This is a genomic window from Saccharopolyspora sp. NPDC045839 (assembly GCF_056431645.1).
On sequence record NZ_JBWKKH010000009.1, the window covers coordinates 262,699 to 276,032 of the forward strand.

General features: G+C 71.9%; 12 protein-coding genes. 3 read left to right on the top strand and 9 right to left on the bottom strand.

Annotated features, from left to right (window positions below; all coding sequences use genetic code 11):
- Positions 1-28: 28 nt before the first annotated feature.
- The 9 genes from AC07EQ_RS16110 to AC07EQ_RS16150 form a co-directional block, all read right to left on the bottom strand.
- Positions 29-634 (bottom strand): energy-coupling factor transporter transmembrane component T family protein, encoded by a 606-nt coding sequence (locus AC07EQ_RS16110; protein WP_478388709.1) that lies wholly within the window; start codon positions 632-634, stop codon positions 29-31.
- Positions 631-1,305, bottom strand: a complete 675-nt coding sequence (locus tag AC07EQ_RS16115; RefSeq protein ID WP_478388710.1) for an energy-coupling factor ABC transporter ATP-binding protein — start codon at positions 1,303-1,305, stop codon at positions 631-633. The genes AC07EQ_RS16110 and AC07EQ_RS16115 overlap by 4 nt, the downstream gene beginning before the upstream one ends.
- On the bottom strand, positions 1,302-2,423 hold the full coding sequence (locus AC07EQ_RS16120; protein ID WP_478388711.1) for a thiolase family protein: 1,122 nt from the start codon (positions 2,421-2,423) through the stop codon (positions 1,302-1,304). Before AC07EQ_RS16120 ends, AC07EQ_RS16115 begins: the two co-directional genes overlap by 4 nt.
- Positions 2,420-4,045 carry a class I adenylate-forming enzyme family protein gene (locus AC07EQ_RS16125; protein WP_478388712.1) on the bottom strand — a complete coding sequence of 542 codons (1,626 nt, stop codon included), beginning with the start codon at positions 4,043-4,045 and terminating at the stop codon, positions 2,420-2,422. The genes AC07EQ_RS16120 and AC07EQ_RS16125 overlap by 4 nt, the downstream gene beginning before the upstream one ends.
- A 2-nt stretch (positions 4,046-4,047) precedes the next feature.
- Positions 4,048-4,635: a biotin transporter BioY gene (locus tag AC07EQ_RS16130; protein WP_478388713.1), complete on the bottom strand. Its 588-nt coding sequence runs from the start codon at positions 4,633-4,635 to the stop codon at positions 4,048-4,050.
- 327 nt (positions 4,636-4,962) lie between these two features.
- Positions 4,963-5,340 carry a CGNR zinc finger domain-containing protein gene (locus tag AC07EQ_RS16135; RefSeq protein WP_478388714.1) on the bottom strand — a complete coding sequence of 126 codons (378 nt, stop codon included), beginning with the start codon at positions 5,338-5,340 and terminating at the stop codon, positions 4,963-4,965.
- A 344-nt stretch (positions 5,341-5,684) separates the two neighbouring features.
- Positions 5,685-7,847, bottom strand: a complete 2,163-nt coding sequence (locus AC07EQ_RS16140) for an ATP-dependent DNA helicase (RefSeq protein WP_478388715.1) — start codon at positions 7,845-7,847, stop codon at positions 5,685-5,687.
- A gap of 218 nt (positions 7,848-8,065) precedes the next feature.
- On the bottom strand, positions 8,066-8,635 hold the full coding sequence (locus AC07EQ_RS16145; RefSeq protein WP_478388716.1) for an isochorismatase family protein: 570 nt from the start codon (positions 8,633-8,635) through the stop codon (positions 8,066-8,068).
- Positions 8,636-8,690: 55 nt separating this feature from the next.
- Positions 8,691-9,995: a nicotinate phosphoribosyltransferase gene (locus tag AC07EQ_RS16150; protein ID WP_478388717.1), complete on the bottom strand. Its 1,305-nt coding sequence runs from the start codon at positions 9,993-9,995 to the stop codon at positions 8,691-8,693.
- Between the two features lie 111 nt (positions 9,996-10,106).
- Between AC07EQ_RS16150 and clpS the strand changes: the two genes are divergently transcribed.
- The 3 genes from clpS (at position 10,107) to AC07EQ_RS16165 (ending at position 13,055) form a co-directional block, all read left to right on the top strand.
- A complete protein-coding gene (gene clpS, locus AC07EQ_RS16155; RefSeq protein ID WP_010693751.1) occupies positions 10,107-10,400 on the top strand; it encodes an ATP-dependent Clp protease adapter ClpS in 294 nt (97 codons plus the stop codon).
- Positions 10,401-10,964: a DUF2017 domain-containing protein gene (locus tag AC07EQ_RS16160; RefSeq protein ID WP_478388718.1), complete on the top strand. Its 564-nt coding sequence runs from the start codon at positions 10,401-10,403 to the stop codon at positions 10,962-10,964.
- A 90-nt stretch (positions 10,965-11,054) separates the two neighbouring features.
- Positions 11,055-13,055, top strand: a complete 2,001-nt coding sequence (locus AC07EQ_RS16165; protein ID WP_478388719.1) for a neutral/alkaline ceramidase — start codon at positions 11,055-11,057, stop codon at positions 13,053-13,055.
- Positions 13,056-13,334 lie beyond the last annotated feature (279 nt).

Here is a 13,334-nt window from a genome sequence, read left to right on the forward strand (position 1 = left end):
AACGGCGCCCAGAGCGCTCACGCACGGGTCAGTCGTCGCCGACGCCGCGGGCCGCGAGGGCTTCGCCGAGTTCGTCGGCGTGGCGGAGCGTGCGGACCAGGAACGGCACCGCGAACGCGGGGAACGAGCGCTCCGCATTCCGGGCCCGTTGCGCTTCGCGCACCTGCGTCGCGATCGTCGACAGGGCTGCGACCGCCTGGAGCGTCAGGCCCACCAGCAGGCCGATCCGCTCCGGCCGGACGCCGAAGCGCCGCAGCGGGCCAAGCCCGCGCTCCACGGCGGTGACCAGGTCGTCGACCCTGGTGGTCAGGGTGAAGAGGTTGGCGGCGGTGAGCGCGCCGAGCAACCGCAGGCACACCACGGCGGCGGTGTCGAGGCCGAGCATCCACCACTGCAGCAGGAAGACCACCAGCAGCAACGGGATCAGCAGCCGCACGGCCTGCCAGCAGCGGCGCGGCGGGATCCGGCCGACCAGGTACGCGACCGCGACCGCGAGCACGCATCCGCCCAGTGCCAGCGGCGACCCGAGCACGAAGGTCAGCACCGCGAAGGCCAGCAGCGCCAGGAACTTCCAGCCCGCGCCGAGCCGGTGCAGCGGGCTGTTCCCCGGCTCGTACAGGCCGAGCGGGCTCACTTGATCAGCTCCCGGTAGAACGGGATGGCCGCGGCCGGTTCGCCGTCGGCGACCACCTTGCCCGCGTCGAGCACCACCACCCGGTCGAAGCCGTCCAGCAGGTCCAGGTCGTGGGTGACCAGCACGACCTGCTGCGGCAGCCCGTTCAGGACGTCGATGAAGTGCCGCTTGTTGCGCAGGTCGAGCAGCGTCGTCGGCTCGTCGCAGACCAGCACGTCCGGTTCCAGGACGAGCATCGAGCACAGCGCCAGCAGCTGCTTCTGTCCGCCGGAGAGCTGGTGCGCCGGGTGCTCGGCGTAGCCCTCCAGCCCGTGCCGGGCCAGCACCTCCGCCGCCCGGCGCTGCCGCTCCGCCTTGGAAAGGCCCTGCTTGCGCAGCGAGAACGCGACGTCCTCGCCCGCGGTGGGCATCACGATCTGGCTGTCCGGGTGGGTGAAGATGAACCCCACCCGCCGCCGCACCGCGCGGCCGTTGCGCGCCGGATCCACCCCGTCGACCAGCACCCGGCCGCGGCTGGGGTGCACCAGGCCGTTGATCATCCGGGCCAGGGTGGACTTGCCGGAGCCGTTCGCCCCGACGAAGGCGACCCGCCGCTCGGCCAGCCGCAGGTCCACGCCGTCCAGCACGGTGCGCTCGTCGTAGCTGTGCCCGACGTCCTCGAACTCGATCAACCCACTCGCTCCCACATCGTGGCCACGCCCAAACCCCCGCCGGAGGACAGCGCCGCCAGGCCCACGCGCGGCCCGTCCGCCCGCACCATCCGGCCGAACAACCGCACCACGAGCACCGCGCCGGAGGCACCCCAGGGGTGGCCGAGCGCGATCGCGCCGCCGTCCGGGCCGGCCAGCCGCTCGTCGATGCCCGCGGCGTCCAGGCAGGCCAGGGTCTGCCCGGCGAAGGCCTCGTTGAACTCGACGACCTCCGGCTCGTGCTGCTCGAGCAGTTCCCGCATGGCGGGCACCGCGCCCAGGCCGAGCCGGTTCGGGTCGACCCCCGTCGTGCGCGAGCCCAGCAGCCGCAGGCCCGGCACGCCGAGCCGGCGGCGCTGCTCCTCGGTGGTGATCAGCACGGCGGCGGCCCCGTCGTTGATGCCGCAGGAATTCGCTGCCGTCGCGGTCCCGTCCGAGGTGAACGCGGGCCGGAACCGGGCCAGCCGCTCGGCGGTGAAGCCCTCGCGCGGCCGCTCGTCCGCGCCGATGCCGCCGACCGGCACCAGTTCGGCGTCGAAACGGCCCGCTCGCCGCGCGGCCACGGCGCGTTCGTGGCTGCGGGCGGCGAAAGCGTCCTGGCGCTGCCGGGAAATCCCGGCCTCGGCGGCCACCAGGTCCGCCGCCGGGCCCATGTCCGGGTCGCCGATCTCGGCCGGCGCGAACGGTGCGCGGTCGTAGAAGCGGGGCGGTTCGGTCGCCGACCGCGGCCGCCACGCCCGCCAAGGAGCGGTGGACGGGCTCTCGGCGCCGCCGGCGAGGAACCAGTCGCCCGCGCCGCCGCGGATCACCGCCGCAGCCGTGGTGATCGCGGTGAGCCCGCTCGCGCACTGCCGGTCGATGGTCATGCCGGGCGTGGCCTCGCCCAACCCGGCACGCAACGCCGCCACCCGCGCCGGATTCCCGCCGGGGCCCAGCACGTTGCCGAGCAGCACATCGTCCACTGTGGTCACACCGGCGTCGTCCAGGACGGCGCGCAGCACCGGTGCGGCGAGCCGGTCGACGGCCAGGTGGCGCAGCACGCCGCCGGCTTCGCCGATGGGAGTGCGACGCGCGGCGATCACGACGGGGGTCCGGTTCACAGCGCCTCCACATCGAGGGTTCCGGTCCGCAGCCGCTCCGCGATCAGGGCGCGAGCGGGCTTGCCGGACGCGGTCCGGGGCAGTTCCCGCACCGCCAGCCAGCGCCGGGGGCGTTTCGCCGGCCCCAGCGCGTTGCGGGCCCGCGCGCGGAGTTCGCGCAGCGACGGTGGTGCTGCCGGGTCGATCTCGACGACGGCGGTGACGAGCTCGCCGAACCGCGGATGCGGGCTGGCGCAAACGAGCACGTCAAGCACGCCCTCGGCGCCGCGAAGCACCGATTCGACCTCCTCCGCGCCGACGAACCGGGCGCCGGTGTTGATCGCCGAGCCGAGGCGGCCGAGAACCTCCAGCGACCCGTCGGCGTGCCGCACGGCGCGATCGCCGACGGTCGACCAGCCGTCCTCGGTCGTCGCGGGCACGATCGCCCCGTCGCGGAGGTAGCCGTCGAAGACCAGGTCGGAGCGCACCCACAGCTCGCCGACGCCGTCCACGGGATCGCGCACGTCCACGTCGACGACGGGCCGCAGCGAACCGCCGCGCCGAACGGCGATCAGCGAATGCTCGGCCGACCCGTAGTACTCGACGAGCTCGCACCCGGGAAGAGCCTTGGCGAGCCGTTCCGCCAATGAGTCGTCCACCCGGGCCCCGCCGCAAACCACCACGCGCAAACCGCATTCGGCCCGCAACACCGGATCGCGTTCCAAAGTGGACACGAGAGCGGAGAGCATCGCGGGCACCAGGTGGACCGCGGTGGCCCGCCGCGCACCGGCGGCCGCACCGGCGGCGGACCACTTGTCCAGCAGCTCGACATCGGCGCCCTCGTAGAGCGCGTGCAACGCGCCGAAGAGGAACAACGACGAACTCAGCGGACCGGGGATCAGCACGCGATCCGACGAGTCCAAGGGCAGGTTGAGCGCGGCGAAGCTGCGCAGCCACGACCGGCGAGACCGGATCAGCACCTTCGGTGACCCGCTGCTGCCGGAGGTGGTGGGCAGGTAGAAGTGCGTGAGCTCGGTGACACCGGTCGGCGATGGGCCGGGCCGTTCGTCTCGGTTGGTGGGGTGGGCGGTCGGTTGGGTTGGGGTGGAGTGAACGGCCTGTTCGTCTCGGTGGGTGAGGTGAACGGTCCGTTCGCTCGGTTCGGTTGGGGAGTGAACGGACCGTTCGTCTCGATTGGCGGGGTGGGTGGTTCGTTGGGTTGAGGTGGAGCGAGTGGCCTGTTCGTCTCGGTAGGTGAGGTGAACGGTCCGTTCGCTCGGTTCGGTTGGAGAGTGAACGGACCGTTCGTCCCGGTAGGTGGAGTGAACGGTCCGTTCACTTCCGTCCGCGGTTGGCGGATCGTCCAGGTTCAGCACGAGATCAGGACGGGCGTCGGCGAGGACCGCTGCGCGATCGGCCTCCGTCCAGGTGGGTTCCGCGAGCAGGGTTGCGCAGCCCGCGAGGTCTGCACCGAGGAAGTGGGTCAAGCGCGTCAGCGCGTCCCCTCCGTCGAAGGCGACCCTGGAGCCGCGCGGCAGGAGCCGCGCAGCGCGGCAGGCCCGCGCGAGCAGCTCCTGAGCGTCCAGCGTCGTTCCGGCGTGCGCGACCCGCGAAGCGGGGGAGCGGCCGAGGATCGGCAGCACGCTCAGCGCTCGGCGGTGGCGCGGCGCGCCGAGCCGGGCAGCGTCGCCGGGAGGGCGCGGTGCACCGCGACGGCGACGAGCGAGACGGCGACGAGCTTCAGGGCGTCGCCGGGGAGGAACACCAGCGACTGCACCGCCGCCGCGCGCAGGTCGCCGATGACCAGGCCCCAGTACGGGATGCCGATCAGGTAATCCACGGCCACACCCGCGACGTTAGCCGCGAGCAGCACGAACAGGCCCGGCTTCGGCAGGCCGCGCTGCACGATCAGGCCGACGACGACCGCCGCCGCAACCCAGCCGATCACGAAACCGCCGCTGGGCCCGATGAACGGCGCGAGGCCGCCGCGACCGCCGGAGAGCAGCGGCAGCCCGATCGCCACCAGGGCGAGGAACAGCAGCGTGGCCGCGCCGCCCCGGCGGGCGCCGAGGATGCTGCCGGCCAGCAGCGGACCCGCGTTCTGCAGGACGATCGGCACCGCCGCGCCGCCGAGGTAGAAGCCGGGGAAGATCCCGAGGACGGCGATGAATGCGGCGAAGACCACAGTCCTGGCCAGGTTCGCGGCGGGCGCGGCTTGGCGTGGTGCGGACACGACGTCTCCCTAGCGGTTGATCGACAACATGGCCGACCGGCGGCGCTGCCGGGCCGGGCTTCGCGCCGCGCTGCCTACTCGACTGCCTCCCGCCCGGCAGGGCCTTCCCCACCAGCGGTTCTCGTCGAATCGGGCGGCGTCGGCGGCCCGATGAGCGCGGCGAGCTCAACCTACCCGCCAACCCGGCCGGAACAGAAAGCCCAGCACCGACTTGTCGATCTCCTACAAAAGCCGGTACGGCTGACTTTCGCCTGCTGGGAGCCCGTGCGTGTCTTGTGTCGCTGTAGCGACACAAAACACGCACGATGCCTGATCGGCGAAAACGGGTCAGCTGGGCTTGTGGCGTTCGTGGTATCGCGCCACTCGGGTCCGGTTGCCGCAGCGGCTCGCCGAGCACCAGCGGCGCCGTGACGGGAGGCGCTTACCCGGAACCGCCGCGGCGGCAGGGGCTGCCGAAATTCGGTCGCTCTGCGTGTCGGGTCGTGCGCACCATGTATCGGTGCGCTTTTCGATCAGCACTACTACGTCGATGACGTGACCCTGCTGCCTGCCTCGGTGCAGCGCCCTCGTCCGCCGGTCTGGATCGGCGGGGTGTGGCCGAACCGCCCGCCGGGACGGCGTGGTCCCCTTGTTCAAACGGCCGGTCACGGACACCCGCCGCACGTCGATGAGGTGCGGGAACTGGTCGGCTACGTCCACCGGCATCGCACGGATCGCCGGTCCGACCCCTTCGAGGTCGTGGGGGTGTCAGCCCGGGCGACCCCGCGGCGGCGCGCGACCTGATCGGACCACTGGCCGAGGCCGGTGCCACCTGGTGGGACGAGCGGCTGCTCCAGACCAGCGGAGACCTCCACCGGCTCGGGCCGGTGCTCGACCGCGTCGAACAGGGACCACCGGTCTGGTAGCCGCCCGCGAGCTGCGCGACGATCACGCCACCCCGAACCCCGAACCCCGAACCCCGAACCCCGGTCCCGCACCGTCCCCGACCCGGGATCACCGCAATTTCAATGGAAATCGGACCCGCAATTTCAATGGAAATTGCGGTACCGCTAGGCCTCCGATGCGGCTGCGGACAGCCTTCGCAGGGCGCCGCGCACGACCTCCGGGTCGTGGGTGGTCCAGAACGGCGGCAGCGAGGCACGCAGGAAACCGCCGTAGCGCGCGGTGGCCAGGCGCGGGTCCAGCACCGCGATCACGCCACGGTCCTTCGGCGAGCGCAGCAGCCGCCCGGCGCCCTGCGCGAGCAGCAGCGCCGCGTGCGTGCCCGCCACCGTGATGAACCCGTTGCCGCCGTGCTCGGAAACCGCCTTCTGGCGGGCCGAGGCGAGCGGATCGTCCGGTCGCGGGAACGGGATGCGGTCCATGATGACCAGCTGCAGCGAATCGCCCGGCACGTCCACGCCCTGCCACAGCGACAGGGTGCCGAACAGTGAGGTCTCTGGGTCTTCGGCGAACTTGCGGACCAGGAGCGCGGTCGAGTCGTCGCCCTGGCACAGCACCGGCGTGCTCAGCCGTTCGCGCAGTTCTTCCGAAGCCTGCTTGGCGGCGCGCATCGACGAGAACAGCCCGAGCGTGCGGCCGCCCGCGGCCTGCACCAGCTCGGTCAGCTCGTCCAGGTACTGCGGCGGCAGCCCGTCGCGGCCCGGGGGCGGCAGGTGGCGGGCGATGTAGAGGATGCCGCTGCGCTGGTGCTCGAACGGCGAACCCACGTCCAGCCCGGTCCACTTCGGACCGCCGGCGTCGGAGGGGACCTCCTTCGCGGTGGCCATTCCGGCGGCTGCCTGGGCCTTCTGCTGCGGCGGCAGGCCCCACTGCCGGGCGAGCGTGTCGAACGAGCCGCCGAGCGCCAGCGTCGCCGAGGTCAGGACCGTGGTGCGCTGCCCGAAGAGCCGGTCCCGCAGCAGCCCGCCGACTCCCAGCGGCGCGGCCCGCACGGTCGGCGGGCGGTTGGGCTCCGCGGACACCCACACGACGTCGTACTGCTTTTCGTCGTCGAACGCTTCCAGGAGCCGCACCGCGGTGTCGTGGACCTCTTCGGTGAGGGCGTGCGCGAGCTTGCGAGCCGTGCTGCCCTCGGCGTCTTCCTTGCGTTCCGGGCCGAGCGCGTTGATGCAGGCCCACGCCGCGTCGCGGGTCACCGTCAGCGCGCCGCGGAGGTCCTGCGGGAGTTCTTCCAGTCGGCCGGGGTTCGCCGCCTGCAGCACCAGGTCCAGGCCTTCCGCGGCCTCGGCGAGGCGGTCGGCGATCTCCTCGTCGATGGCCCGCCCGCAGCGGCGCGCCGCGAGCCGCACCGCGCCGGCGGTCAGCTCGCCGGTGGCCGCCGAGGTCACCCGGTCCACCAGGTCGTGCGCCTCGTCGACCAGGACGACGTCGTGGTCGGGCAGCACCGGCCGGTCGTCCAGCGCGTCGATGGCCAGCAGCGCGTGGTTCGTCACGACGATGTCCGCGCGCCCGGCCTCGGCCCTGGCGCGCTCGGCGAAGCAGTCGACGCCGACCGGGCAGCGGTGCACCCCGAGGCATTCCTTGGCGGTGACCGACATCTGCCGCCACGCCTGGTCGGTGACGCCGGGCACGAGCTCGTCGCGGTCGCCGGTCTCGGTCTCGGTGGCCCACTCCTGGATCCGCTTGACCTGCCGCTCCAGCGCGGACGCGGCGAAGGCGTCGAACAGCGCGCCGTCGTCGGGCTCCTCGGGCGCGTTGCCGTGCACGCGGTTGAGGCACAGGTAGTTGCGGCGGCCCTTGAGGATCGCGAAGGTCGGGCGGCGGCCGATCGCCTCGGCGAGCGCGGTCGCCAGCCGGGGGAGGTCCCGGTCGACGAGCTGGCGCTGCAGCGCGATCGTCGCGGTCGAGACGACCACCGTGGTGCCCTCGGCGACGGCGTGCCGGATCGCGGGGACCAGGTACGCCAGTGACTTCCCGGTGCCGGTGCCGGCCTGCACGGCCAGGTGCTCGCCGGAGCCGATGGAGTGCTCGACGGCGGCGGCCATCCTGGCCTGGCCCTCGCGCGGCACGCCGCCGACCGCGGTGATCGCGATCTCCAGCAGCGTCGCCAGGTCCGGGATGTCCTGCTTGGGCTTGGCCGTCAGCGGCAGTTCCGGCGCTTCCCGCCTGCCCACCTTGGCGAGGTCGGCGGCGATCTCCGGTGGCAGCTCGTCGTCTTCGTCGGGCTCGAACGCAACCGGGTCGGACCATCGCGGGACAGAGGTGGGCACGAGAAGAAACTACCGCGCACCCCTGTCCAAGAGCCCCGATGCCCCCGGCGAGCCGGGGCTATCCGATCCGCCGCGCGAACCGGGCGCGGAGGGGCTCGTGGTCGTGACGCTTCGAGAGAGCCGACGGCGGGGTCATCTCTGCAGGTCAGGGACCGTGAGTGTTTTGTGCTGCTATAGGGGCACAAAGTGCACACGGGTCCTGAACAGCGGAAACGCGGCTACCGGACGACGGGTTCGCCGATGAGGTTCACGCCTGCGGCGTCGAGCTCCGAGAGGGCCGCGTCGACCGTCTCGCGGGAGACGCCCGCCGTGAGTTCCAGGAGCACCGTGGTGTCCAGGCCTGCCCGGACCGCGTCGAGCGCCGTCGCCCGGACGCAGTGATCCGTCGCGATGCCCACGACGTCGACCCGGCGGACGCCGTGGTCGGCCAGCCAGTCGCGCAGCGGCCGGTCCCGGAGGTCGATGCCCTCGAAGCCCGAGTAGCCGTCGCTGTACTGGCCCTTCGAGAACACCGCTTCCACCGGGCCCACGTCCAGTTCCGGGTGGAACGCCGCGCCGGGGGTGCCCGCGACGCAGTGCCGCGGCCAGGAGCGGACGAAATCCGGTTCGTCGCTGAAGTGCGCGCCCGGGTCGATGTGGTAGTCGCGGGTGGCCACCACGTGGTCGTGGTCGAATCCCGCGAGGTACCGCGAGATCTCCGTCGCCACGCCGGCGCCGGCGGCCACCGCCAGCGAGCCGCCCTCGCAGAAGTCGTTCTGCACGTCCACGATGATCAACGCTTTGGTCATCACGTCCCCCTCGCCGTTACCGCAATTCTGGAGCGCCGCCGGCCCGGCGGGAAGCTCAGGCCTCGTGGAAGACCGTCGGGATCGCCGGTTCGCCGTGCGAGAGCTTGAGGCCCTCCCACGGCAGCGTCACCAGCGCGTGCCGCAGCCGCTGCCGGTCCTCCTCCAGCGTCGGCACGCCGTCGGCTCGCTTCCCGTCCCGGATCAACGGGATCTGCAGGAACCGGTCGTGCGGCCCGAGCACCGGCTCGGAGGCGCCCGGCGCGACCTGGTACACGACCTCCTCCACGGCGGTTCCGGTCTCCTTGTACCGCCGCACCGCGGCCTTGCGGCCGCCGCGGGACGTCTTGTGCGAGCTGCGCTTCGCGACCGGCCGGCCCTCGACCTCCACCAGCTTGTAGACCATCTCGGCGGTCGGTGCGCCGGAACCGGTGACCAGCGCCGTGCCCACCCCGTAGCCGTCGACCGGCTCGGCGCGCAGCGCGGCGATGGCGTACTCGTCGAGGTCGCCGGAGACGACGATCCGGGTGCCCGTCGCGCCGAGCCCGTCGAGCTGGTCGCGGGCCTGCTGGGCGAGCACGCCGACGTCGCCGGAGTCGATCCGGACAGCTCCCAGCCCGGTCCCGGCGACCTCCACCGCTAGCTCGATGCCGTGGGTGATGTCGTAGGTGTCGACCAGCAGCGTGGTGCCGGTGCCCAGCGAGGCGATCTGCGATTCGAAGGCGGCGCGCTCGGAGTCGTTCAGCAGCGTGAACGCGTGCGCCGCCGTGCCCGCGGTCGGGATGCCGTAGCGGCGGCCCGCCTCCAGGTTCGAGGTGGCGGTGAAACCGGCCAGGTACGCGATTCGCGCCGCGGCCACGGCGGCTTCCTCGTGCGTGCGCCGCGAGCCCATCTCGATCATCCGCCGGCCGTTGGCCGCCGACACCATCCGGGCCGCCGCGGCGGCGATCGCGCTGTCGTGGTTGAGGATCGACAGCACCAGCGTCTCCAGCACCACTGCCTCGGCGAACGTGCCGCGCACCGTCAGCAGCGGGGAGCCGGGGAAGAACAGCTCGCCCTCGGGATAGCCGTCGACCTGCCCCTGGAACCGGTAGTCGCGCAGCCATTCCAGGGTCGCCTCGTCCACGACGCGGGTGGCGGCGAGCTGTTCGAGTTCGGCCTCGCCGAACCGGAAGTTCTCGATCGCGTCGAGCACCCGGCCGGTGCCGCCGGTGACCCCGTAGCGGCGGCCGTCCGGCAGCCGCCGGGTGAACACCTCGAAGGTGCACGGGCGGTGCGCGGTGCCGTCCCGCAGCGCGCTCGCGAGCATCGTCAGCTCGTACTGGTCCGTCAGCAGCGCGGTGCTACCCGTCGGAGAGCTCATGCCGCAGAGATTACGTGGTGGTCGGCGCGCATTCGCAGCGCGAACCCCGTGCGTGCCGGGTTTGCCCGTGCGGTCGACACCGCTGTGACGGCCGCGTGCGACGATGGGGCCATGACCTCGCCCGCTGAAATCGAGCGCGCGCAACTCGAACCGGATGCACTCGGTACCGAGGACAAGCCGTGGGTGACCGTGGTGTGGAACGACCCGGTCAACCTGATGTCCTACGTGACCTACGTGCTCCAGAAGATCTTCGGTTACACCCGGGATCATGCGACGAAGTTGATGCTGGACGTGCACCACAAGGGCAAGGCGGTGGTTTCCTCGGGCTCCAAGGAGAAGGTCGAGGGAGACGTGGCGAAGCTGCATGCCGCCGGCCTGTGGGCGACGATGCAGAAGGATTCCTGAGTGGAAGGCTGGACCCGCAAGAACGGTCACGTGCTGGCCGAGCTGTCGCAGCAGGAGGCCGCGGTCATCCGGGGCCTGGTGGGGCAGCTCAAGGACATGCTCACCGCCCGCGCCGACGAGGCGCCGAAGGACGAGCTGGCCGAGCTGACCGGCATCCGCACCGGGCCGACGACGCCGCCGGAGGACCGCGTGCTGGCGCGGCTGCTGCCGGACTTCTACCGTCGCGACCCGATCACCGGCGAGACCGACGAGGAGGAGTCGGACGCCGCCGGCGCGATGCGGTCGCTGCACGAGCCGGGGCTGCTGGAGGCCAAGACCGGGGCGGCCGCGCTGGTGCTGGAGACGTGCCCGCCGATGGGCGGCCGGGTCAAGCTGACCGGCGAGCAGGCAGACGGGTGGCTGGCGGCGCTCAACGACGTCCGGCTGGCGCTGGGCACGGCGCTGGACGTGGACGAGGAGATGCCGGACGACGTGCCCGACGACGACATGCGCCGCGAGCACCTGGGCGTCTACCAGTGGCTCACCTGGGTCCAGGACAGCTTGGTCGGGGCCCTGATGGCCTGACCGCTCCCTTGGCAGAGTGAACGGGATCACGTAGCCTCCCCTCGATCAAGAACGTGAATTTGGTTCGCATTCATCGAGGAGTGCAGGCACATGCCCGTTGCCAGGAGACGTGTGCTGGCCGCCGCCGCGGCGGCACCGCTGGTCGCTTCGGCGCTCGGCGGCACCAGCGCCGCCGCTGAACCCGCCCGCCCGACCGGCTACCTGGTCGGCCGGGGCATCGCCGACGTGACCGGCCCGGCCGCCGAGAACGGCATGATGGGCTACTCGATGCCCCAGCAGCAGACCGCGGGCATCCACCTGCGCACCCTCGCGCGCGCGTTCGTCGTGGCCGACGGCGACAAGCGCATCGCGTTCGTCACCGCCGAGCTCGGGGCGCTGTTCCAGTCGGTGCACCAAGGGGTTCTGCGCAAGCTCGCCGAAACCCACGGCGAGCTCTACACCGAGCAGAACGTGCTGCTCAACGCCACGCACACGCACGCCGCGTGCGGCGGCGACTCGCACTACGCCGCCTACGACCTGTCGATCCTCGGCTTCCAGGAGCAGACCTACAACGCCGTCGTGGACGGGATCGTCGAAGCGATCTCCCGAGCGCACGACGACCTCAAGCCCGGCACCCTGCACCTGGGCCGGGCCGTGCTGACCGACGCCAGCGTGAACCGGTCGCGCAGCGCGTTCGACCTCAACCCCCGAGCGGACAAGGACCACTTCCCGCTGGCCATCGACCCGGCGGTCACCGTGCTGCGCTTCGCGCAAGGCGGCCGGGACGTCGGCGCGATCACCTGGTTCGCCACCCACGGCACCTCGATGACCAACGAGAACCGGCTGATCAGCTCGGACAACAAGGGCTATGCGGCGTTCGCCTGGGAACAGCTCGGGGACGACTTCGTCGCCTGCTTCGCGCAGACCAACGCGGGCGACATGTCGCCCAACCTGAACCTGGCGCCCGGTTCCGGCCCCACCGACGACGAGTTCGAGAACACCCGGATCATCGGCGACCGCCAGTTCCGCGCCGCCAAGCGCTCTTTCGACGCGGCGCGGGAGCAGGTCGGCGGTGCGGTGGACCACCGGATGTGCTTCGTGGACATGTCGAAGGTCACTGTGGACGGTCGGTTCACGCCGGACGGCGAGCAGCACTCCACCTGCACCGCCGCGATCGGCGTGTCCATGCTCGCCGGAAGCCGTGAGGACGGCCCGGGACTCCCGATCCCCGAGGGCATCCGCAACCCGTTCCTGGACTGGCTCGGCGGCGCGGACGCGCCCATCCCGGCGGGGCTGGCGGACGCGCAGGCGCCCAAGCCGATCGCGGTGCCCTTCGGCGCGATGAAGCCCTACCCGTGGTGCCCGGAAGTGCTGCCGCTGCAACTGATCCGGATCGGCCAGCTGCACCTGGTGGCCGGGCCCGCCGAGTTCACCATCGTGGCCGGGCTGCGGATCCGCCGTGCCGTCGCCGACGAGCTGCGCGTGCCGCTGGAGAACGTGCTGGTGCAGGGCTACGCCAACGCGTACAGCCAGTACGTGACCACACCGGAGGAGTACGACGCGCAGCAGTACGAGGGCGCCTCCACCCTGTTCGGCAGGTACACGCTGCCCGCCTACCAGCAGGAGTTCACCCGGCTGGCCGCCGCGATGCGGTCCGGGAAGCCGGTCCCGCCCGGGCCGGCCCCGCGCGACCTGCGCGGCAAGCTGATCAACTTCCAGCCCGGCGTGGTCTTCGACGACAAGCCGCCGGGCCGCGAATTCGGCGACGTGCTCACCGAACCCGCCAACCGCTACCGGCGCGGCGAACAGGTCTCGGCGGCGTTCGTGACCGGCCACCCGAAGAACGACCTGCGCCGCGGCGGCACCTTCGCCGAGGTCCAACGCCAGGTGGACGGCGGGTGGCGGCGCGTGGCCGACGACCGGCACTGGTCGACGAAGTACCACTGGGCGCGCAGCGGTGTCGCGGCCTCGACGGCGACGATCACCTGGGACGTCCCGGACAACGCCCCGGCCGGCCGCTACCGGATCGTCCACCGCGGCAACTGGAAGAACGGCTGGAACGGCTCGATCAACGCCTTCACCGGCACCACGCAAACCTTCGTGATCACCTGACGCCGAGCCCCGAAACCCCGGGGCGGCGAAGTACGCCGAGAACCCCAATTTTAGGCAAAATTGGGAGCCGGCCCACGCGTCCGTACCGGTCGCAGAGGCGCTGGAATTCCCAATTTTAGGCAAAATTGGGGGTTCTCCCCGTGCTGTCGTGCCGGTCGTGGGGGACGCCGGGGCTTCCAGTTTTAGGGGTCGTTTCAGAATGGGGTGAGTTTGCGGGCGAGGATCATGCAGTGTCCTAGCTGGAGGAAGGCGTCGTGCATGAAGTCGTGGGCTTCCCAG